The sequence below is a fragment of the Chryseobacterium sp. MHB01 genome (assembly GCF_034651565.1).
Taxonomy (GTDB): domain Bacteria; phylum Bacteroidota; class Bacteroidia; order Flavobacteriales; family Weeksellaceae; genus Chryseobacterium; species Chryseobacterium nepalense.
This window is the reverse complement of record NZ_JAYEDA010000005.1, coordinates 240,758-262,606: the sequence shown is the minus strand read 5'-3', so window position 1 is coordinate 262,606 and position 21,849 is coordinate 240,758. Positions and strand designations below refer to the sequence as shown.

Sequence of the window (21,849 nt, the reverse complement as noted above, 5' to 3'; positions counted from 1 at the left end):
GAAACTTTTGGAAACAAAAAAAGATAATCTTCAGATTACCTCTCTTCAACTTAAATCAATAAAAAATGGCAAGCTACCTAAATCACACCGCTACGACCAATTACCTTTGCTGCGTTCCCACCCTGGAGGATTCTCAGGAGCTGGTTGTTTAGGACTTGCCGTTGCAAAGATAGGAATATTTTATAAAATTAAAAGTGTTATTAAAGAAAATTAACTGCAAAAATACTTTATCAGTGCTAATTTGCTGAGATTTAGAGCAATAATTTTTCAGAAATTTTCTAAAAATTTAGATATGACGAAAAACCCTTCCACCTTAGGAATTTTATTATTTGGAGCTACGATGATTGTTTTTTTCGTAGTGTATTACTTCTTTTCAGGAGTTGAATATTTTGATATTTCATTGAAAGCCAATGCTTTCGTTTTACCCATTATTTATGCAGGGACTGCGTTCTGGTCTGTAAAAACATACTGGAGCAGTCACAAAACAGTGAGCTTCAAAGATGCTTTTAAAAGAGCTTTCATCCCTATGTTTATTGGTGGGATTTTATCGATTTTCAGTATCTATGCTTTTCTGAATTTCGTAGATACCGATGCCAAAAAACTTCTGAATTATCAATATGTCACCAGACAAAAATCAGAATTGGATAAAGAATATACTTCTGCAAGAAAGATTTTGAAACATCAGAAAGATATTGATGAGCTTGATCAGAAATACAAAGAAAGGCTTCAAAGTTTTACGCCGGAGGCAGTTAAAGGTAAAGATATGCTTACTGCAAGTCATTTTTCAGGATATTTTGCAGCAATACTTATATTTTATGTAGTTTTGTCGTTGTTTTTCGGAGCATTTTTCAGAACAAGAACGATATACCAGGAAACAGAAATTAAAGAATAATTTTTTATCAGAATTAAATGAATTTATCTATAGTTATTCCGTTATTGAACGAAGAAGCTTCTCTGGAAGAGCTTTTCTCAAGAATTGATAAAGTATGCAGATCCAACAGTTTATCGTATGAGATCTGGTTTGTAGATGACGGAAGTACAGACTTGTCATGGAGCATCATTGAAAATCTCAAAGTTCAGAATCCGCAGATCCATGCCATTAAATTTTCTAAAAACTACGGAAAATCACAGGCGCTTCATGCAGCTTTTGAAAGAACAAACGGCGATGTTATTATTACCATGGATGCCGATCTTCAGGACTTTCCTGAGGAAATACCGGAATTATACTCAATGGTGATCAATGAAAATTACGATATTGTTTCAGGCTGGAAAAAGAAGCGTTTTGATAATGTAATGACGAAAAATGTTCCTTCAAAACTGTTCAATGCGGCTGCTAGAAAAGTTTCGGGAGTATATCTTCATGATTTTAATTGCGGGTTGAAAGCTTATAAAAAACAGGTGGTAAAAACCATTGATGTATACGGAGATATGCACCGCTATATTCCTGTTTTGGCTGCCAATGCAGGCTTCAGGAGAATTACGGAAAAAGAAGTGCAGCACCAGGCAAGACCTTACGGAACTTCAAAATTCGGAACCGAAAGATTTATCAGAGGTTTTCTGGATTTGGTAACCCTTTGGTTTGTAAGTCGTTTCGGGGGAAGACCGATGCATTTTTTTGGGGCAGTGGGAACGTTAATGTTTATTGTAGGTTTCCTTTCTGCACTTTGGCTAGGTGTTTCCAAACTGATTGATGTAGCAAGAGGGATGTATGGCCATCTGATTACTGATAATCCATGGTTTTTTATTGCTTTAACGATGATGCTGATGGGAACATTGCTTTTTATCGCCGGATTCTTAGGAGAAATGATCATCAGAACAAACAGAGAGCATAAAAATTATAATATTGATGAGGTGATTTAAGATGAATCAAAAGAGTTGTTTAAACTGTGGTCATTCAGTTTCCGATGAGTTTTGTCCTCATTGCGGACAGAAAACCGACACGGCAAGAATAACTCCCCGTTCAATTATTAAAAATGATATTTTAGGATCGATCTGGCATTTTGAAGCCCGGTTTTTCAATACTTTAAGAGATATTATATTCAGTCCCGGAAAGACGGCGATGAATTATATTGCAGGAAAAAGAATCAGATACAACAATTTTATTCCGTTGTTACTGGTTCTTTTCAGCTTTAATGTACTGGGATTGCATTATTATGAAAAATTTGCACCGGCAGAGGTTCTTGCCGAAGATTCCGAGGTTAAAGATTTCCTGTCAAAATATTCAAAAGCTATTTTATTTATTGTTATTCCGATGCTTGCAGTCAATGCATATTTTCTTTTCAGAAGAATAAAATTGAATATTGCGGAGCATTTTATCATCGGAACTGTTAGTCTTTTAGGAATTTTAACCTTATTTTTGTTGGATGATATTGTAAGTCTTATCAGTCTGTGGAAACCGGTTTCAAAGATTTTCAATAGTATCGACAGAGCCTTATTCGGTATTGCTGTTCTTTTTCCTGCTGTTACGTATTGGAATGCATTTAAAAATTCATTTACAACATGGGAGCTGACTTGGAGAGTAGCGGGATTGTATTTTCTAATGGTACTGGAAAGTTCGGTTATAGGTTTAATCTTATATGAAGTATTTTAAATGAATATGAAAGGTATTGTATATATATTCTTAGTATTATCGGTAATTTCCTGCGGAAAAGTTTCTCCAAAAGGAAATATTGAAAGAAAAGATGTGGAAGTTCCGGAATTTGTAAATCTGGATCTGGAAGGAAAGTTTCGTGTATTCTACGCAAGAGGAACTAAAAACTTTGTGGAGATTGAAACCTATCCTAATGTTGCTGATAATCTTGATGTGGATGTTGATGATAAAACATTAACGATTAAAGAAAAACGGGGGACAAAAGGAGTTGATTTTTATAATATTACCATCTATTCAAAATACAATCTTGAAAAAATTGCTATTTCAGATTCTGTAGAAATGAATATTTCAAGTGAAATTAAAACGGATAATTTTAAGCTTAATTTAAAAAATTACGCTACATTTATGGGTTCGGTAAACACAAGGAGAGCAGAAGTAGAGATGCAGAACCGAAGCAGAGCAAACTTTTTGGGGCAGACCAAAGATGCTGTTATAAAAATCTCTGATACGGCGAGCCTGATTGCTCCTTACTGGCAAATTGAAAATCTGAATATCGAATCTAAAAACGGAAATTATGCTGAAGTCAATGTGAAAGATTCATTGAAAGGTCAGATTCAGAATACAGCGAAATTTACATATTATAACGATCCGATCCGTGCATTTAAAATTGATAAAAACGCAAAAGTGGAAAATAAAAAACTGGATTAATAGATAAGAAAAGGCTGGAAGAGAGAAGCTGGAGGATGGAAGATTAAACACACAAATAATATGATGGAAAAAATAATAGCTGATGAGTTTTAAATTTGAGAAACTAACTATTTGGCAGAAATCTATGAATTTTGGGGAATATATTTTTAAATTATCTCAAAATTTCCCAAAAGATGTTTAACATCACAAATTAGAAGGGCTTCTGATTCTATTGCTCTTAATATTTCTGAAGGAAGTATTTTACAGTCAAGATTAGAGTTTAGAAAGTTTTTAGGATACTCTATCCGCTCTTTAGCTGAAGTGGTAACCTGCTTATATAAAGCGAAAAATAGGAAATATATCTCAGAAGATGATTTTAATAAATTATATAATGAAAGCTATAATATAATGAACCAGATTATAGCATTTAAAAATAGGATAAAAGAATAATAATTAGCTGGAAGTTTGAAGCTGGAGACTTCCTTGCTTCCATCTTCAAACTTCCGGCCCAAAAATACACGAAATACAAATATGACAACATTAGAAAAAGCAAGACTTTGGTTACACGAGTCATTTGATGAAGAAACAAGAAGTGCCGTACAATTATTAATTGAGGGTAATTCGCCGGACCTGGAAGATTCTTTTTACAGAGAGTTAGAATTCGGAACAGGTGGAATGAGAGGAGTTATGGGTGTTGGAACCAATCGTTTAAATAAATATACCTTAGGTCAAGCTACACAGGGACTTGCGAATTATATGTTAAAGCAGTTTCAAGGTGAAGAAATTAAAGTTGCCATTGCTTATGATGTAAGAAATAACTCCAGGGAATTTGGAAAATTAGTAGCTGATGTCTTGACGGCAAACGGAATTAAAGTATTATTATTCAAAAATCACAGGCCAACCCCGGAGCTTTCCTTTACGGTAAGAGACAGGAAATGCCACGGAGGAATTGTTTTAACGGCATCTCATAATCCGCCGGAGTACAATGGCTACAAAGTATATTGGAATGACGGTGCGCAAATTGTTCCGCCACATGACGAAGCGATTATTAACGAAGTATATTCCGTAAAATTTGAAGAAATCAAATTCAACGGAAATGATGATTTAATCGAATGGATCGGAGAGGAGCAGGATGATGTCTACATTGATGCATGCATCAAAAATTCTACATATCAGAATGTGGGAAAAGAAAACCTGAATATTGTTTTCACATCCATTCACGGGACAACGTATACCACTGTTCCTAAGGCTTTAGAAAGAGCAGGTTTCAAAAAGATTGACCTGGTAAAAGAACAGATGATCCCAAGCGGAAATTTCCCAACGGTAGATTCTCCCAATCCTGAAGAACCGGCAGCGCTGGAAATGGCAATGGATCTTGCTAAAATTACCAATGCTGATATCGTAATCGGAACAGATCCGGATGGCGACCGATTGGGAATTGCCGTAAGAAACCTTGATGGAGAAATCGAGCTTTTGAACGGAAATCAAACCAATACCATCCTGACTTATTATATTTTAAATGAATGGAGAAAGCAGGAAAGAATTACCGGGAAAGAATTCATCGGGTCTACTATTGTAACCTCTGATATTTTCTTTGATATTGCACAGAAATTCGGGGTTGACTGTAAAGTTGGTTTAACCGGATTCAAATGGATCGGAAAAATGATCCGTGATTTTGAAGGCCAGGAAAAATTCATTTGCGGCGGAGAAGAAAGCTTCGGATTTATGACAGGAGATTTTGTGCGTGATAAAGATTCTTGCGGAAGTATTGTTTTAGCTTGCGAAATCGCAGCATGGTGTAAAGCGAACGGAAGAACGATGTATCAATATCTTATTGAAATTTATCAGGAAACCGGAATGTATTATGAAGGTTTGGTAAATCTTGTAAGAAAAGGAAGAGACGGAGCAGAAGAAATTCAGAATATGATGAAGAACTTCCGTGAAAACCCGCCAAAATCATTAGCAGGATCGCCGGTAGAAGAAGTAAAAGACTTTAAAGAACAAACGAATTTCATCGTTTCAAAGAATGAGAAAAAAGTAATGGACGACATTCCAAAGTCGAATGTATTGATTTATTACACTCAGGACGGGACTAAAGTTTGTGTAAGACCTTCCGGAACGGAACCTAAGATCAAGTTTTACATATCGGTAAAAGATGATATTGCTTCTGAAGCGGATTTCAGGGATAAATTAAAATCTCTGGAAGCTAAAATTCAGGAGGTAAAAAGAGATTTACAACTCAATTAAATATAGCAATGTATCAATCTAGCAGTTTACCAATTACAACATGGTTACACTGTTACAGGAGTATATTGTTTAATTATTATATTAAATAAATTTAAATTAAATAAAGTGAAAGTTTCAAAATTAGCGGCGAACCTGATCGGTTCTGAAATTGTAAAAATTGGTAATGAAGTAAACGATTTAAAGGCAAAAGGAGCGGAGATTGCCAACCTGACGATTGGTGACCTTAATTCTAATATTTATCCCATTCCTGCCAAATTAAAGGAGGAAATTCAGAAAGCGTATCAGAATAATCTGACAAATTATCCGCCTGCTAACGGACTTTTATCTTTAAGAAAAGAAGTTTCAAAAGATTTAAAAACAAGATGGAACCTGGATTATTCTCCAAACGATATTCTGATCACAGCTGGTTCAAGACCTTTGATCTATGCTGTATACAAAACTATCGTAGACGAAGGAGACAAAGTAGTTTACCCAATTCCTTCTTGGAACAATAATCATTATGCATACCTTACTTCAGCTGATGCAATAGAAGTAAAAACAACTCCTGAAAATAATTTTCTTCCTACGGCAGACGATTTAAGGCCGCATCTTGAAGGTGCCGTTCTGCTGGCTCTCTGTTCACCACTGAATCCTACGGGAACGATGTTTACTAAAGATCAGCTTTCAGAAATCTGCGAATTAGTCTTAGCGGAAAACAAAAAAAGAGGGGATGATGAAAAACCATTATACTTAATGTATGATCAGATCTACTCTAACCTTACTTTCGGTGCAGAGCACGTAGATCCGGTTTCTCTTTTCCCGGAAATGAAAGAATATACAGTGTACATCGACGGTATTTCAAAATGTCTTGCCGCTACGGGCGTTCGTGTAGGATGGGGATTCGGGCCAGCTCATATCATGGATAAAATGAAAGCGCTTCTTACACATGTAGGAGCTTGGGCGCCAAAACCTGAACAGGAAGCTACCGCAAAATATTATGAAAACCCTGATGATGTAAATGCTTTTGTTGAAGATTTTAAAGGAAAGTTAGAAGCTAGTCTGAAAGTTCTGCATGCAGGAATCCAGGATCTGAAAGGTAAAGGATTAACTGTTGACAGCATCGAGCCGATGGGCGCGCTTTATCTTACCATTAAATTAGATTACATCGGAAAAACAAAACCGGACGGAACAGTGATTAAAAACTCTTCTGATCTTGTTTTCTATCTTATTAATGAAGCAGGAGTTGCGCTGGTTCCTTTCTCTGCTTTCGGAGAAGATAAGTCTGAGCCTTGGTTCAGAGCTTCTGTAGGAGGTTTGGCTATCGACGAAATTGAAGTCATGATGCCGAAACTGGAAAAAGCTTTGAGCGATTTGAAATAGTTTAAAATATATGCTTCGATAAGCCCGGCATGACAACTCTAAGACTAACTATGCAGTATTGGCAGCTTTTTTTTAGAGATGTCACGCTGAGCGGAGTCGAAGTGTTTTTTAAATGTAATATTTCTATGCATAAAAAATGAAAATTCCTTCAAAGAACTTTCTTGAAACCAAACTGTTGAGTTTATGTACTTTGACAGTTATTGTTGTAGTTGTTTTAAGTATCTGGTTGTCGGGATTATCTTATCAAAGGACTTTATTACAGAATTTTGTTTTTTCAACTTCAATTTTGGGAGTTGCATTTTTCCTTTTTATCAGTTTAGGTTTATATTATGGGCTTAAATTAAAGGAAAATGTTGGAAATATATTAAACAGAGAACGAGTAAAGAAGGCTGCAGACAAAATGCCTTTACTTGATAGTTTTAATTTTGATCCGCCCACTGTTGGTGATGGTATCGGAAGTATTATCCTTTCAATTATTTTGTGGTTCGTAATAGCAGTTCTTTTTACTTTCCTGCTTTATTTTTTAGGTGTTTTCTTTTGGGTAATGATTTTATTATTTGCAACCATGCTGTACTGGATTTTTTTCCGTGCTTTACGATTGGTATTTAAAAACTCAAAATACTGTAGAGGAAATTTAGCGAAAAGTTTAGGTTTTGGGTTATTTTACTCTTTTTTATATCTATCCTGGATTTACGGAATCATTTTTCTGGTTAATTATTTAAATTAAATTTACATCAAAAAATATAAAATGAAAATCATCGCAGTTATCCCCGCACGTTATGAAGCAAGCCGTTTTCCGGCAAAACTGATGCAGATGTTAGGAGAAAAAACCGTTATCACAACAACTTATCAGAATGTGGTGGAAACGGGTTTATTTGATGAAGTTTTTGTGGCAACGGATTCCGAAATTATTTTTAATGAAATTTCTAATAACGGCGGAAAAGCAGTGATGACCGGGCAGCATGAAACAGGAAGCGACCGGATTGCAGAAGCGGTACAAAATATTGACTGCGATATCGTGATCAATGTTCAGGGAGATGAACCATTTTTAAAACTTGAACCTTTACAACAGCTCATCGAAGTCTTTCATCACGACGAAAATCAGGAAATTTCTTTAGCTTCCCTAAAAATAAAGCTTCATGAAAAAGAAGAAATTGAAAATCCGAATAATGTAAAAGTAATTACTGATAACAACGGTTTTGCGCTGTATTTCAGCCGCTCTGTGATTCCTTTTCACCGCGAAACTTCCTATCATGTTGAGTATTTTAAGCACATTGGCGTTTACGCTTTCAGAAAGCATGCTTTGATTCAGTTTTCAAAACTGGAAATGAAGCCCCTGGAAATTTCGGAAAAAATAGAATGCATCCGTTATCTTGAATATGGCATGAAGATCAAGATGATAGAGACCAATTTTGTAGGAGTAGGAATTGATACACCTGAAGATCTTGAAAAAGCAAGAAAGTTAATTTGAGAATTTTTTTAAATAGATAATTTGAAATATGATGTCAGTTTTTGTATTTTCATACTGCTGCATTTTCAAATTTTCAAATTAAAAAAGCCTTATATTTGGCGTGATAAAATGAAATTAATGAAAAAGTTACTCTTAGTATTCGTCCTGATATTTTCGCATTCAATTGTTGCCCAGACTGCAAAGGATATTATTGATAAAAATATAGAATTATCCGGAGGATTAACCAATTGGAAACTTTTAAATTCCATATTACTTCAGGGAAAAGTGATTTTAGGCGTGAGAGATGAATACCCGATCAAAATCTATCAGCAGCGTCCCAATCTTACGAAAACGGTTATCACCATCGGAGGGAAAGATACTGCCATTGAAGGGTATGATGGAAAAAAAGGATATGCTATGAACTATGCAACCAATAAAGTTCAGGAATATCCGGATTACAGCCCCGAAAGTTTTGACAATGACTTTATCGACTGGGAAAGCAAAGGTTTTGACGCTAAATATTTAGGAAAGGAAAAAATTGGAAATATTTACTGTCATAAAGTTGAATTAACGAAAAATGTTAATGTAAACGTCTACTACTTTGATGCGAAAAGCTATATGCTTGTAAAAGAAGTAAAAAAAGATGAAACTTTATTGTACTCAGATTATAAAAAGGTAGGAAATTTGTTGTTGCCTTTCAGGATAGAATCATCAAGTGCAAAAAAAGACGGTGACTATGTAATGTTGATCAACAGAGTTGATATCAATAAAGTATTTCCGGACAATACATTCAAATTTTAATCAAATAATAAAATGGAGTTATGAAAAAGTTATTTTTAATGTTTCTTTCGGTAGTTGCATTTTTCAACAGCTGTGCTCAGAAAAAAAGTGAAGAATCTAAAGCCAAAACCAATCAACTTATGGGAAAATCAATATATGATTTCAAGGTAGATGCCCTGGAAGAAGGAAAGCAGATCAACTTTGCAGATTTCAAAGGAAAGAAAATTCTTATCGTGAATACGGCATCAGAGTGCGGATTTACACCGCAATATGCTGATCTCGAAAAAGTTTCGCAGGAATATAAAGACAAATTGGTGGTAGTAGGATTTCCGGCCAATAATTTCGGAGGGCAGGAACCGGGAACCAATAAGGAAATCGGTGCTTTCTGCCAGAAAAATTACGGGGTTACTTTCCCGATGGCTGCAAAAGTTTCCGTAAAAGGTGATGATACGGCACCAATCTTTAAATATTTAACTGAAAAAGATCTAAATGGAGTAAAAAATACTACGATTCTCTGGAATTTTACAAAATTCTTAATTGATGAAAACGGAAAACTGATTGATTCATTTGTAAGTACTACGAAGCCTACTGATGAAGCAATTACCAAGTATTTGAAATAAATATCAAAAAATATCGTTATTGAGTGGATTTTTATCCACTTTTTTAATTTTAAACCATGAAAAAACTATTGATCATTTTTATCCTGATGTTTTCCATAAAAGGATTCTCCCAGGATTCTTATTTTTTAGGAAAAACGAATTATTGCACACCGGAAAAAGCAGATTCAAAAAAAATATTTGAAGATGCAATTTCTGCTCTAAATTTCCCCAAAAATTATCTCTTACCAACCGTGGCTTTATTCAAAACGGCAAAAGAAGATCCTAAATATTGTGATGTTTTTTTCCTTGCAGGATATTATGCCAGACTGCAAAATCTGCACAAGGAAGCTTTGGTTTTATATTATGTAGCAGACAGCCTTGCCCAAAATAAAGCTCCGATATTTAAGCAAAATCTTGCCATACAGTTTATGAGATTCGGAAAAGTTGATAAAGCGCGTGAGAAGTACGAGGAAATGGTAAAATATTTTCCGGATAATCCTGAAGGCTATTATGGAATCGGGAATACCTCCATTGTAATAGGAGATTACGATAAAGGCCTGGAAAATCTTAAGCAGGCAGAGGAAATATATAAAAGATCAGGGAAGATTAAAGATGATGTAGTCTATATGTATGGAATGCTGTATGCCATGAAAGAAGATTATGAAGCTGGGCTTCCGTACCTGGAAGACGCCTATGGTACTTATAAAAATGATGAAGGATATCTTTCGCTGTATTCCCTCTCATTAATAAAAATCGGGAAAAGCAGAAATGACGAAAAGATGATTAAGAAAGCCAATAAGATGTATAATAAAATAAAGAACAAAGAAGGTGTTCCGGACATCAAAAAAAAGTTGGCTGCCGAGTTCAGTTAGAAAATTATAATATATCAATACATACAGTGTAGCAATGTACCCATTCAAATCCGGACGTTGTTACACTGTCTTTTTTATATCTATCAAGTATCACTTCTCGGCAAAACAGAAAATATTTCCCAGTTTTATGCTGGAATAGCCGTTGCTTTTTATTTTTGAAGAATTAATCATCGCCTTTGCTAAAATATCTGTTGGCAGCGGTTTCTGGCTTTCTAAAAGTCCTAATTTATTCGCAAATTTGATAATCCTGCTCCCAAGAACTTCCCCCGTTCTGTCGGAGTCCTTCCGTTCCAGCATTCCAGGTTTAAAAATGGTGATTTTTTCAAAATGTAATTTTTTAACAGCCTCTTCAAGCTCGCCTTTCATTCGGGAATAAAATATTTTGGATTTCGGATTGGCACCGTATGCAGAAACCAGAATATAATCTTCCACGTTGTTTTCTTTGGCAGCTTTGGCAAATTCATACTGATATTCGAAATCTACTTTCCTCTGTGCTTCTTTGCTTCCGGCTGCTTTTAAGGTTGTTCCCAGGCAGGAAAAAGCAACATCACCTTTTACTTTATCTTTCCATTCTTCCGGATGATCAAAATTCACTACCTGTATTTTTAGCTTATCATTTTGAATATCAACCGGTTTTCTCACGAAAATTGTAATTTCCTCAAAATCTTTATCTGTAAGCAGCTGGTTGACCAAGTCTTTTCCGGTAGCGCCCGTAGCACCAATGATTAAAGCTTTCATAATAATCTTTTTGTGAATTGTTGTTTGCTTCTTAAATTTACTAAATTTGGAACAATAAACAATTAGATAAAATAAACTTTAGATAAGATCATTAATCAATCATCATTAATCGTCAATAAAAAATTACTCATTACCAATTACTTATTACACATAAACCATGGATGCTAACGAAATTTTAGAGTACTGCAATGCTAAAAAGAGTGTTACTGAAAGTTTTCCTTTTGATAACGAAACACTTGTCCTTAAAGTTGGCGGAAAAATGTTTCTTTTAATGTCTTTAGAAAGACAGCCGTTGCAAATCGCCGTAAAAACGGATCCTGAATGGAGTACAGAACTTCGCGAGCAATATCCGCAGATTACCGGTGCTTATCACATGAACAAAACCCACTGGAATTCCGTTGAGATCAACGGACTGAAGAGAGAGCTTATCCTGCAGCTTATTGATCATTCCTACGAACTTGTTTTTAAATCTTTAACCAGAAAAATTCAGAATACAATACTTAATTCCTAAATAAAACTAATCCGAACATGAGGAAAATACTAATTTCCGCGGTCTACTTTTTGTCCGTTGGTGCATTTGCACAATCTAAAGAACAGTCTAAAACCTGGGAACTTTTGCTAAACAATAAAAGAGTAGAAGCACGAAACTTTTATGATAAAAATTTAAAAAATAATACAACAAAAGACTTTGAAAATCTCTTTCTCGATGCAATGATTGATGAAGAAATGGGACAGATGATTTTTGACGAAACATTCATTAAAAATTTTGCCGATTTTAAGCTGGATGATTCTTATTTGTACCCGATATTAAAAAAAACATTTCTTTTGGCAGATTATGAAAACTCGGGATTTGATGATAACTCATACAAAAAGGTTGATTTCTTGGCACAGCATCCGTTATATGGAGAAAATGTATCGGTTATTGAATTTAAAGCGACACTAGACCGGATCAGGAATAACTACAAAAGTGCAAACGATTTTTTGTCTAAAATTAAACGCATTGATCAATGGCAGTATGCAGGTGTATTTGAAAACCTTAACGGAAGCGGACTTTACAATGAATATGAACCTGAAAATATTGCCAAAAGCGACAAGCTCTTCAATGCCAACAGTTTCGGATATGTCGGCTGGTACAACAGAAAATTTCCATCTAACGACGGTTTTGAATTTTTCATCAATGAAACGGAATATGGCAGAGGGATCATGTATGCCCAAAGTTTCATCGAAAATCCGGTTGAAAGAAAAATTCTACTGGAAGTAGATACCAATTCGGAATTCCGGTTGTTTTTGAATGATACGGAAATCCTGGCAAGCACAACAGATGGCTATACAAATCTGGGATCACATCTGGTGGAAGTTTCATTACCAAAGGGGATGAACAGGCTTCTGCTGAAGTTTGATGTGAAAGATGCTAAAACTGCCTTTATGGTGGTGCCGTATGATACCAATTATCAGAAGATCTCTGATCTGAAGTATTTTGATACGTATAAAGCATATCAGAAAACTTCCCTTGCACAATTACAGGCAAAAGAACTTCCCCTGAAGTTTGAAAGACTGTTAAAAGGAAAAGTCGCTGAGAATCCGGATAGTTTTTTCTATAAATATTTACTGGCCGCAGGTTATCTTAACAATTTCCAGAACGATCAGGCAAAAGAAATTATTGACCAGATGATGAAAAGCTATCCCAAATCATCGATAGTACAGAGTCTTCTGGCCTCCTATTACAACAACCTTGAGGATAAAGAAAAGGTCAACGAAATATACAAAAACATAGAGATTAACGATTCTGAATATTTTCTCGTGCCGCTTCTGAAAATGATGGATGGAGATAAATTCCAGAATATGTCTATTCAGGAACTTGAAAAATACAGGAATATTTTAAACAAAACCAAAGCTAAATCTATAGGTGGTTTTTTCGATGTAGTTATCGCAATGCGAAACAGGGATATGGAAAAAGCCAAGTCGCACATTGCGAATCTTAAAAAAGATTTTGCCAACAACGAAAGGTTCTTCAGTATTTTTACCACATTGGAAGATATGGATAAAAAAGACCAAAGTTCTACCATCAAAAAATTTGAAGATGTATATGCACAGAAGAGCAGTCCTGATATTATGAACACGCTTTACAGCTTGTACCAGAAATCAAACCGCGTAGAAGATCAGAAAAAAATTCTTAAAAAATATATGGAATTATATCCTTCCGTAAATTCTTTCAGAGTCCAGTACCTGAACCTTCTCGACGAAAATGTTCAGAACCCTGAATACGGAACCGGACTTGAAGATGCTTTGGCCAATTTCCCATATTCTTACTCGCTGCTGGCTGCTAAAGCAGAATATCTGGCAAAACTGAACAAAAAAACAGAAGCTGTACAATTTGCCAAACTTTCTCTTTCTCATAATACGGACAATGAGCAGATGCACAAACTTTTAAGAGATCTTGACCATACAGAAGATGAAATTGATAAAGTAGGCATCAAAGATCTTTATAAGCTTGTAAGCGACCGAAGAAAGAACGCAGCTAAAGGAAAAAAAGGCGTTACAACACTCTTGGATGAGTATATTGTAAATGTTTATGATGAAGGAGGCTTTAAGAAAAGAAGCACATACGCTTATGAAATTACTTCCGAGAACGGAATCGAAGAACTGAAGGAATACGGAATCGATTATTATGATGATGTCATCAAAGCAGAAATCGTAAAGCCGGACGGAAGTATTATTCCGGGAGAAAGATCATCGGAAAAGATTGTATTTACCAATCTTGCCGTGGGAGATGTCATTCTTATCCAGATAGAAAGTTTAGAAAGAAAGAGCGGAAGATTTTATAAAGATTTTAATGTAAGCTCTTATTTTAATTCGCAATATCCCGTTGTAGAATCTGTCTTCACCGTTATAACGCCGGAAAATCTAAATTATCAGGTTAAATGCAATAATAAAGAAGTAGTGTCTGCGAAGAAGAAAGCAGATGGGAAATTATACCAGACCTGGAAACTTAATAATCTGGAAGAAGTGAATTTTGATGAATATTTCGGACCGACCTTTTATGATACAACCATTTCCGTAACGGCAAATTCCATCAAAACATGGCAGGAAATTGCGACCTGGTACTCAGATCTTACAAGAAAAAGTCTTGTCTCGGATAAAGTGGTGGAAAAAGCATTTAAAGAAATTTTTCCATCAGGAATTTCAGGAATGAACGATGCAGAGAAAGCAGAAAAAATTTATAATTATATTGAAAAAAATATAACGTATAGTTCGGTAGATTTCCGCCAGAGCGGTTACATTCCTCAGAAGCCTTCTAAAACACTCAGTACAAAGCTGGGCGACTGTAAAGATCTTTCGACATTGTTTGTAATTCTTGGAAACCAGGCCGGACTTAGATCCAATCTCGTGCTGGTACAGACCAACGATAATTCCGCACAGCGTTTGCTTTTACCGAACTTAAGCTTTAATCACTGTATCGTAAAAGTAAATCTTGACGGAAAAGAAACCTTCCTTGAAATGACGGACAAATTTCTTCCTTTTAATTCCCTTGTAAAAGGCAACTACAAAGCAAAAGGTTTGGTTATCGATACGGATAAGAATTCATCGGGAAATGCAGGTCTTATAGAAATCCCGTCTGCCAATAACGCAGAGTCAATATTTAAAACCACCAGTGAAGTTAACGTAAACGGAGATGATCAGAATTTTACCGTAAAACAATACGTAACAGGAGAATCTAAAAGTTATTACAACAATTTCTTTCAGGAATCTCAGACCGATGATTCCCGCAAGAAAAATGTAGAAGAGGAAATTGGGTCTGTTTTGGATAAAGTCATTAGTGTAAAAACCGTCAAACTTCTGGGAGGAAAAGATCTTACTTCAAAACCTTTGGCATACGAAGTTCAGTTTAGTGTAAATGATAAACCGCAGTCTGTAGGCAGTCTGAAAATTATGAAAATTCCTTTCGTAACAAAGCCTTTCACAAAAGAAATTGTAGCTACGGAAAACCGGAAAACGGATATTGTGTACACAAGATATGAGAAAGAGAAAAATTATTTTGAAGAAGTTTATCTGAATATCCCGGATACTATGAAATTTATTGAAATTCCGGAAAATAAAACATTGGCGTACAACAATTTTAAATATTCTATCAACTATGAGCTGGTAAAAAACAACAAGCTGAAAATTACCAGGATTGCTGATACACCCTGGGATAATATCAAAGCCGGCCAGTATACCGAATTTAAAAAATTCGTAGAAGAGGCCATGAATGCAGAAAATCAGATTTTAGGGTATAAATAAAAACAAAAGCTTACAAATTAATTGTAAGCTTTTTTATTTAAAAATGAAATTTTTCAGTTCGTTTTTTATCTTCATCCAGTTTTTCAATCAGTTTTTCAAGACCTTCAAATTTAATTTCATCGTGCAGGAAATCCCTGAAGGCAACGGTAATTTTTTCGTCATAAATATCTCCGTTAAAATCAAGAATATACACTTCAACAGTGAGCTTTTCTCCATTCACGGTAGGATTGGTCCCGATACTCAGCATTCCTTTGTATTGCTGATTTTTAAGAAAAACTTCTACAATATAAGCACCTTTTTTCGGCAAAAGTTTAACCTGATCTGTTTCGATATTGGCAGTTGGATAACCAATGGTGCGCCCTATTTTTTTACCATGAACAACTGTTCCGGAGACAGAGTAGGAATAGCCGAGCATTTCGTTGGCCTCAATAATATTCCCCGATAAAAGAGCATTTCGAACTTTGGTGGAACTGATGTTATTTTCATGAATATTAATGGCTTCCATCTGCTCAACTTCAAAATCCAGTTCTTTGGAAAGTTTCTGAAGCAGTTCAAAATTTCCGCTTTTATTTTTACCGAAAGAATGGTCATAACCAATAATAAGATACTTAATATTAAGTTTATCAACCAAAATTTTTCTTACAAATTCCTCGCCGGTAAGATTTCTGAATTCTTCATCAAATTCTTTTAAAAATAAAGTGTCAATACCATATTTTTCCATAAGAAATTTTTTCTCGTCCAGCGTATTGAGAAGCTTTAAATCTTCATTCGGATTAAAAACAAATCTTGGATGAGGCCAGAATGTAAGTATTGCTGTTTCAAGGTGATTCTCCGTACCTACTTTTATTAATTCATCGATTATACTTTTATGCCCGAGATGTACCCCGTCGAACATCCCTAAAGATAATGCTAAAGGCTTTTGAGACGTATAATCATTAAAATTCCTGAAAACTTTCAAAATGAAAAAATTTTGACTGCAAATATAAGCAAACTAATGTAACAATATAGCAATGTATTAATTTAACAATATATAAAGCCAGCACTTTCTATCACCAGCGATTTAATTGGTAAACTGTATATTGCTACATTGAATAAAAGTATGATAAAAATCTGTTTTTTACCAATTGCGGGTTAAGCAAGAATCATTATATTTGCACCAAGAAAAAATTTAGCAATGGCAAACCAAATTAAAGGTAAAATTTCTCAAATTATTGGTCCGGTAATCGACGTTGTCTTTACTGATGTGGAAGCAGTTCCAAGCATTTATGACGCGTTAGAAATTACAAAGGATAACGGTGAAAAAGTAGTTTTAGAGGTAGAACAGCATATTGGAGAAGATACGGTAAGATGTATCGCAATGGATGCTACTGATGGTCTTAAAAGAGGGCAGGATGTAATCGGATACGGAAATCCTATTACAATGCCAATCGGAGAGGCTGTAAACGGAAGACTTTTCAACGTTGTTGGTGATGCTATCGACGGGCTTCAGAATATTTCTAAGGATGGAGGACTTCCTATCCACAGAGAAGCTCCAAAATTTGATCAACTTTCAACTTCTGCTGAAGTTTTATTTACAGGTATTAAAGTAATCGACCTTATCGAGCCTTATGCAAAAGGGGGGAAAATCGGTTTGTTCGGTGGTGCTGGTGTAGGTAAAACCGTATTGATCCAGGAGTTGATTAATAATATTGCAAAAGGACACGGAGGTCTTTCTGTTTTCGCCGGAGTAGGTGAAAGAACGAGAGAAGGAAATGACCTTTTGAGAGAGATGTTGGAATCAGGAATCATCAAGTATGGTGAAGATTTCATGCACTCTATGGAAAACGGAGGTTGGGATCTATCTAAAGTAGATTTGGAAGCTATGAAAGAATCTAAAGCGGCATTCGTTTTCGGACAGATGAATGAGCCACCTGGTGCAAGAGCGAGAGTAGCACTTTCCGGTCTTACATTAGCTGAATATTATAGAGACGGTGGTGAAAGCGGACAAGGTAGAGACGTACTTTTCTTCGTAGACAACATCTTCCGTTTTACACAGGCTGGTTCTGAGGTATCTGCACTTCTTGGTCGTATGCCATCTGCGGTAGGTTACCAACCGACGCTTGCTTCTGAAATGGGTGCGATGCAGGAAAGAATTACTTCAACTAAAAATGGTTCAATTACTTCAGTACAAGCGGTTTACGTACCTGCGGATGACTTAACTGACCCGGCTCCGGCAACTACATTTGCCCACTTGGATGCAACAACGGTACTAGATAGAAAAATTGCTTCTTTAGGTATTTATCCAGCGGTAGATCCATTGGCTTCTACTTCAAGAATCCTTGCTCCAGAAGTAATCGGTGAAGAGCATTATAACTGTGCTCAGAGAGTAAAAGAAATTCTTCAGAGATACAAAGCACTTCAGGATATCATCGCCATCCTTGGTATGGAAGAACTTTCTGAAGAGGACAAATCAGTGGTTTACCGTGCAAGAAAAGTTCAGAGATTCTTGTCTCAGCCTTTCCACGTAGCAGAACAGTTTACAGGTATTCCTGGATCTTTAGTAGATATTAAAGATACCATCAAAGGATTTAACATGATCATCGATGGAGAATTGGATCACTTGCCGGAAGCTGCTTTCAACCTGAAAGGAACCATCGAGGAAGCAATCGAAGCAGGACAAAAAATGTTAGCTGATAACGCATAATAATGCTAATTGCTGATAGCCCATAGCTATTAGCCAAAAGCCAAAAGCAATTAAAATGAATATAAAAATTTTAACACCAGAATACGTAGTTTTTGAAGGGGAAGTAGAGTCGGTATTATTGCCTGGAAAGAATGGTGAATTCCACATCATGAAAAACCACGCAGGAATTGTTTCTTCTTTGATCGGTGGTAAAGTGAAATTGTACACAAAGTCTGTTGATGAAGCGTATAATAAGTATTTTACCAAAGAAAATGAGAAAGATTCTGTTTTTTCTTATCCTATCAAAAGCGGTGTTGTAGAATTTAATCATAATAAAGGAATTATCCTTTGTGAATAATTAAATGAAAAGCTAAATATATTTTTCAAGAAAGTGTAACTTTGGTTACACTTTTTTTATGTTATGTAAAATCTGGTTTTATGAAGAAGAGTTTAATTATCATGTTTACAATTCTGGGTTTTTTGCTTCATGCTCAAACAGTAAAAATCAAAAGAGGAATTGTAACGCTTGAAGGTGTGCACGTTGCCAAAGTTTTTAATAAATCTAATGTCTATACTTTTATGGATCTTAAAGAGACTCCGATCTACACTGTGGAATTTGTAGATAAAAGTATAGTAGACTCTGTAAGAGACAGTTATATTAAATTAAACAGAATTTATAATAAGGATAAAACACTTGAGCTGGATTATGTTTCACCATCTGCATTTTCGGGGGAAGAAAAATCTGCTGCTTATACCTGTGTAAAAAGCCTGAAGATTATTGACGAAAGAGGAATCAATATCAAAAATTTAGATGAACTTTTCAAAACTGCTCCTAAAAGAAAACTTGATAGCAAAACGAAAGATGCATATACCACCAGAAGCAAAATTGATAAATTAAATATAACCGTCAATAATGTCGGTGAAATATTAAGTAATGGAAAACCAGTAGGTTATTTTACCAATTTGCCTGTAAGCTTTGGATCTGAAGATACGATTACTGATAAAACTTTTGTAGATATTGAAATTTATGATGCCAACAGCAAATACATCGGAAAATACATTACCACTACAAAACAAATTAAAACAGCTGGTGGAAAAACGTTTACCTTATACAGGGAAATGTCAGGACGTGCATCTCTTCTGAAATTTCCAACCTATAAAGCCATAGCCGAAAGAATGGCAATTCTGGATCCGAATTTTATCAAAATCCAGGAAAAAGTAATTGTAGGAGAAGTTAAAAGAGATGGTATTGAGAAATGATGGTAGAAATTTGCATTAATATAGCTTGAATAGTTTTAAAAATTATAGAAAACTTCGGAAATAATCTGGAGTTTTTTTTATTTTAAGAATATTATTAAAAATTTACAGACTCAAAATTACTCCATTTTCTTTCAATTGCTGCATCGGTTTTGAAAACCAGAATAATTCAAAATTTTCAAAATTTTCTTCAAAATCAGATTTAAGTTGCTGAAGTGTAGGCTTTTTCATATTTTCAACTGAGTATTCACTGAATATTTTTATCAGCCATGCAGCATGCAGCTCATCAAAGTCAGCAGTTACAATATTGGTTTTTAAGTGTACTGTAATTTTCGTGTACGCATAATTGTACTTCTTTTTTGTTTTTATTCGATTCTCAGCGATTACGTTTTTGGCTAAAAAAATTATTTTCGAATTTCCTTTAAATGTAAAATCATCATTTTCAAGCAAGGCATCATGAATATAATCCGGATGAACGGTTGTTCTTGGAATTTTAAAATCAAACCATTCCTGAAGAGGAAGCTCAAAATTAATTCCGTGCATATAATTGAAAAGTGATTTTTTTAAACCCAAACTAAATTTTCCATGATTGATTCCTGTGCGATCTGTAAAATCCACATCATTGTTTGCAAAATAAATTTCCTGTTTTATTGGGGTAACTCCAAATTCTTCGGGATTTAATCCGACAGGTGAGTGGGCAGTCATTGCAAACTGGTGCCAGAATCCACTTTGCAAAATTCCCATTTCAAAAAGCTGGCGAACCATTTCCAGGGAATCCACTGTTTCCTGAACGGTCTGAGTAGGATAACCATACATGAGATAAGCATGGATCATGATTCCTGCTTCCGTAAAATTTCTGGTCACTTTCGCAACCTGTTCAACTGAAATTCCTTTATCGATCAATTTCAGCAAACGATCACTTGCCACTTCAAGTCCTCCCGAAACAGCAACGCATCCGGAAAGTTTTAGAAGAAAACATAAATCCCGGGTGAAACTTTTTTCAAAACGAATATTAGTCCACCAGGTTACTACGAGATTTCTCCGCAGAATTTCTAAAGCAACTTCTCTCATCAAAGCCGGAGGTGCTGCTTCATCCACAAAATGAAATCCTGTTTCCCCGGTTGTACGAATCAGTTCTTCCATTCTGTCTACAAGAATTTTTGCAGAAACAGGCTCATAGATTTTAATATAATCTAAAGAAATATCGCAGAAAGTACATTTCCCCCAATAGCATCCGTGAGCCATTGTCAGTTTGTTTCATCTTCCGTCGCTCCATAAACTGTGCATCGGATTGGCAATTTCAATCACCGAAATATATTGGTCCAGCAATAAATCTGAATAATCGGGAGTTCCGATGTCGGCTTGTTTATAATCGTGCCTGGAAGAATTATTTTTATAGGTAACTTTTTCATTTTCAATTAAAAAAGTTCTTTTGAACTGAGATTCTTCACTTTGTTCAGAATGACAAATATTTTCATAAAGCAGTTCGATTGGTAGTTCTCCGTCATCCAAAGTAATGAAATCAAAAAATTCAAAAACCCTTTGATCTTTAACTTCGCGCAATTCAGTATTTGGAAAGCCACCACCCATTGCTGTTTTTATGTGTGGATAATTTTCTTTAATGAATTTTGCACATCGGAATGCAGAATATAAATTTCCTGGAAAAGGAACTGAAAAGCAAACCAGCTTTGGCTGAGCAGAAGCTAATTTTTCATTGAGTACTTTTAAAGTGATTTTGTCAATAAATGTCTCATTCCCAATAATTTTTGCATAAAGTTCATCAAACGAATTGGCACTTTTTCCCAAACGTTCCGCATATCTGCTAAAACCGAAATCGGGATCAATATTCTCTACAATATAATCTGAAATATCTTCTAAGTATAAGGTTGCCAAATGTTTAGCTTTATCCTGAAGCCCCATATTTCCGAAAGCAAATTCCATATCATCCAGTTGGTTGAAACGTGAAGCCTCCGGAAGAAAATTCATGGAACAGATTTGTCTTGCCAGCGTTGGTATTTTGCCCTGCAGGAAAGAAATTACCTGATCGATGGTCTTGGTATAATCGTCCCGTAATGAAAAAATACGCTGTGAATTTTCAGAAATATCGCTGATCTCAATTTCTTTGTTGAAAATGTTGCTGATTCCGTTTTTGGAAAATAACTCCAAAATAACCTCAATTCCCAAATCTGCCTGGAAAGATGAAATGTTTTTAGTGTTCAAAAAACCTTTGATATAAGCGGTAGCAGGATAGGGTGTATTAAGTTGTGTAAAAGGCGGAGTGATTAGAAGCAGGTCTTTCAACAGTAAAATTTTTGCAAAGTTAAGGT

The 21,849-nt window shown here is 35.3% G+C and carries 18 protein-coding genes, 1 other RNA gene and 2 pseudogenes; 17 read left to right on the top strand and 4 right to left on the bottom strand.

What is annotated here, in order from left to right; translation table 11 throughout:
- Window positions 1-63 precede the first annotated feature (63 nt).
- Window positions 64-161, bottom strand: an RNA gene (ffs, locus tag U9K52_RS10850) — signal recognition particle sRNA small type.
- Between the two features lie 131 nt (window positions 162-292).
- Between ffs and U9K52_RS10845 the strand changes: the two genes are divergently transcribed.
- The 12 genes and pseudogenes from U9K52_RS10845 to U9K52_RS10795 all read left to right on the top strand — a co-directional run bounded on the left by U9K52_RS10845 (window position 293) and on the right by U9K52_RS10795 (window position 10,584).
- Entirely contained in the window at window positions 293-892 is a 600-nt protein-coding gene (locus U9K52_RS10845) for a DUF4199 domain-containing protein (protein ID WP_322926465.1), read from the top strand.
- Window positions 893-909: 17 nt separating this feature from the next.
- Window positions 910-1,860, top strand: a complete 951-nt coding sequence (locus tag U9K52_RS10840; protein WP_248393596.1) for a glycosyltransferase family 2 protein — start codon at window positions 910-912, stop codon at window positions 1,858-1,860.
- Between the two features lies 1 nt (window position 1,861).
- Window positions 1,862-2,590 carry a DUF3667 domain-containing protein gene (locus U9K52_RS10835; protein WP_322926463.1) on the top strand — a complete coding sequence of 243 codons (729 nt, stop codon included), beginning with the start codon at window positions 1,862-1,864 and terminating at the stop codon, window positions 2,588-2,590.
- A gap of 6 nt (window positions 2,591-2,596) precedes the next feature.
- Window positions 2,597-3,298, top strand: a complete 702-nt coding sequence (locus U9K52_RS10830; RefSeq protein WP_322926462.1) for a GIN domain-containing protein — start codon at window positions 2,597-2,599, stop codon at window positions 3,296-3,298.
- Between the two features lie 82 nt (window positions 3,299-3,380).
- Window positions 3,381-3,727 (top strand): annotated as a pseudogene (locus U9K52_RS21305) (four helix bundle protein).
- Window positions 3,728-3,808: 81 nt separating this feature from the next.
- A complete protein-coding gene (locus tag U9K52_RS10825) occupies window positions 3,809-5,524 on the top strand; it encodes a phospho-sugar mutase (RefSeq protein WP_322926461.1) in 1,716 nt (571 codons plus the stop codon).
- A gap of 105 nt (window positions 5,525-5,629) precedes the next feature.
- On the top strand, window positions 5,630-6,883 hold the full coding sequence (locus U9K52_RS10820; RefSeq protein WP_322926459.1) for a pyridoxal phosphate-dependent aminotransferase: 1,254 nt from the start codon (window positions 5,630-5,632) through the stop codon (window positions 6,881-6,883).
- Between the two features lie 136 nt (window positions 6,884-7,019).
- Window positions 7,020-7,610 (top strand): hypothetical protein, encoded by a 591-nt coding sequence (locus U9K52_RS10815; RefSeq protein WP_322926458.1) that lies wholly within the window; start codon window positions 7,020-7,022, stop codon window positions 7,608-7,610.
- Between the two features lie 21 nt (window positions 7,611-7,631).
- On the top strand, window positions 7,632-8,354 hold the full coding sequence (kdsB, locus tag U9K52_RS10810) for a 3-deoxy-manno-octulosonate cytidylyltransferase (RefSeq protein ID WP_248393589.1): 723 nt from the start codon (window positions 7,632-7,634) through the stop codon (window positions 8,352-8,354).
- A gap of 117 nt (window positions 8,355-8,471) precedes the next feature.
- Window positions 8,472-9,134 carry an outer membrane lipoprotein-sorting protein gene (locus tag U9K52_RS10805; protein WP_248393588.1) on the top strand — a complete coding sequence of 221 codons (663 nt, stop codon included), beginning with the start codon at window positions 8,472-8,474 and terminating at the stop codon, window positions 9,132-9,134.
- Window positions 9,135-9,154: 20 nt separating this feature from the next.
- On the top strand, window positions 9,155-9,733 hold the full coding sequence (locus U9K52_RS10800; protein ID WP_248393587.1) for a glutathione peroxidase: 579 nt from the start codon (window positions 9,155-9,157) through the stop codon (window positions 9,731-9,733).
- Between the two features lie 56 nt (window positions 9,734-9,789).
- The gene (locus U9K52_RS10795) at window positions 9,790-10,584 is read left to right on the top strand and encodes a tetratricopeptide repeat protein (protein WP_322926457.1); all 795 of its coding nucleotides are present in this window, start codon (window positions 9,790-9,792) and stop codon (window positions 10,582-10,584) included.
- Between the two features lie 90 nt (window positions 10,585-10,674).
- Here the strand turns inward: U9K52_RS10795 and U9K52_RS10790 are convergent, their stop codons facing one another.
- Window positions 10,675-11,322, bottom strand: coding sequence for an NAD(P)H-binding protein (locus U9K52_RS10790; RefSeq protein WP_322926456.1), 648 nt, complete (start codon window positions 11,320-11,322; stop codon window positions 10,675-10,677).
- Between the two features lie 157 nt (window positions 11,323-11,479).
- Here U9K52_RS10790 and U9K52_RS10785 point away from each other — a divergent pair, with 157 nt between their 5' ends.
- Together U9K52_RS10785 and U9K52_RS10780 are read left to right on the top strand one after the other, a co-directional pair.
- Complete coding sequence (locus U9K52_RS10785; RefSeq protein ID WP_248393583.1) at window positions 11,480-11,833, top strand: MmcQ/YjbR family DNA-binding protein; 354 nt, start codon at window positions 11,480-11,482, stop codon at window positions 11,831-11,833.
- A 17-nt stretch (window positions 11,834-11,850) separates the two neighbouring features.
- A complete protein-coding gene (locus tag U9K52_RS10780; protein WP_322926454.1) occupies window positions 11,851-15,603 on the top strand; it encodes a DUF3857 domain-containing protein in 3,753 nt (1,250 codons plus the stop codon).
- Between the two features lie 37 nt (window positions 15,604-15,640).
- On the opposite strand, the gene U9K52_RS10775 is transcribed toward U9K52_RS10780, so the two are convergent.
- On the bottom strand, window positions 15,641-16,561 hold the full coding sequence (locus U9K52_RS10775) for a bifunctional riboflavin kinase/FAD synthetase (protein WP_322926453.1): 921 nt from the start codon (window positions 16,559-16,561) through the stop codon (window positions 15,641-15,643).
- 216 nt (window positions 16,562-16,777) lie between these two features.
- Here U9K52_RS10775 and atpD point away from each other — a divergent pair, with 216 nt between their 5' ends.
- The 3 genes from atpD (at window position 16,778) to U9K52_RS10760 (ending at window position 19,525) form a co-directional block, all read left to right on the top strand.
- Window positions 16,778-18,286, top strand: coding sequence for a F0F1 ATP synthase subunit beta (atpD, locus tag U9K52_RS10770; protein ID WP_169230663.1), 1,509 nt, complete (start codon window positions 16,778-16,780; stop codon window positions 18,284-18,286).
- Window positions 18,287-18,341: 55 nt separating this feature from the next.
- On the top strand, window positions 18,342-18,623 hold the full coding sequence (locus tag U9K52_RS10765) for a F0F1 ATP synthase subunit epsilon (RefSeq protein WP_322926450.1): 282 nt from the start codon (window positions 18,342-18,344) through the stop codon (window positions 18,621-18,623).
- Between the two features lie 80 nt (window positions 18,624-18,703).
- Entirely contained in the window at window positions 18,704-19,525 is an 822-nt protein-coding gene (locus U9K52_RS10760) for a hypothetical protein (protein WP_263603011.1), read from the top strand.
- Between the two features lie 102 nt (window positions 19,526-19,627).
- On the opposite strand, the pseudogene U9K52_RS21300 reads toward U9K52_RS10760, so the two are convergent.
- A pseudogene (locus U9K52_RS21300) lies at window positions 19,628-21,823 on the bottom strand (B12-binding domain-containing radical SAM protein).
- Between the last annotated feature and the right edge of the window lie 26 nt (window positions 21,824-21,849).

Excerpts from the sequence above, each read along its gene's own strand:
- U9K52_RS10845 (WP_322926465.1), top strand. The coding sequence starts at position 293 with ATGACGAAAAACCCTTCCACCTTAGGAATTTTATTATTTGGAGCTACG.
- U9K52_RS10815 (WP_322926458.1), top strand. The coding sequence starts at position 7,020 with ATGAAAATTCCTTCAAAGAACTTTCTTGAAACCAAACTGTTGAGTTTA.
- atpD (WP_169230663.1), top strand. The coding sequence starts at position 16,778 with ATGGCAAACCAAATTAAAGGTAAAATTTCTCAAATTATTGGTCCGGTA.
- U9K52_RS10800 (WP_248393587.1), top strand. The coding sequence starts at position 9,155 with ATGAAAAAGTTATTTTTAATGTTTCTTTCGGTAGTTGCATTTTTCAAC.
- U9K52_RS10785 (WP_248393583.1), top strand. The coding sequence starts at position 11,480 with ATGGATGCTAACGAAATTTTAGAGTACTGCAATGCTAAAAAGAGTGTT.
- U9K52_RS10765 (WP_322926450.1), top strand. The coding sequence starts at position 18,342 with ATGAATATAAAAATTTTAACACCAGAATACGTAGTTTTTGAAGGGGAA.
- kdsB (WP_248393589.1), top strand. The coding sequence starts at position 7,632 with ATGAAAATCATCGCAGTTATCCCCGCACGTTATGAAGCAAGCCGTTTT.
- U9K52_RS10780 (WP_322926454.1), top strand. The coding sequence starts at position 11,851 with ATGAGGAAAATACTAATTTCCGCGGTCTACTTTTTGTCCGTTGGTGCA.
- U9K52_RS10790 (WP_322926456.1), bottom strand. The coding sequence starts at position 11,322 with ATGAAAGCTTTAATCATTGGTGCTACGGGCGCTACCGGAAAAGACTTG.
- U9K52_RS10840 (WP_248393596.1), top strand. The coding sequence starts at position 910 with ATGAATTTATCTATAGTTATTCCGTTATTGAACGAAGAAGCTTCTCTG.
- U9K52_RS10835 (WP_322926463.1), top strand. The coding sequence starts at position 1,862 with ATGAATCAAAAGAGTTGTTTAAACTGTGGTCATTCAGTTTCCGATGAG.
- U9K52_RS10760 (WP_263603011.1), top strand. The coding sequence starts at position 18,704 with ATGAAGAAGAGTTTAATTATCATGTTTACAATTCTGGGTTTTTTGCTT.
- U9K52_RS10795 (WP_322926457.1), top strand. The coding sequence starts at position 9,790 with ATGAAAAAACTATTGATCATTTTTATCCTGATGTTTTCCATAAAAGGA.
- U9K52_RS10830 (WP_322926462.1), top strand. The coding sequence starts at position 2,597 with ATGAAAGGTATTGTATATATATTCTTAGTATTATCGGTAATTTCCTGC.
- U9K52_RS10825 (WP_322926461.1), top strand. The coding sequence starts at position 3,809 with ATGACAACATTAGAAAAAGCAAGACTTTGGTTACACGAGTCATTTGAT.
- U9K52_RS10805 (WP_248393588.1), top strand. The coding sequence starts at position 8,472 with ATGAAAAAGTTACTCTTAGTATTCGTCCTGATATTTTCGCATTCAATT.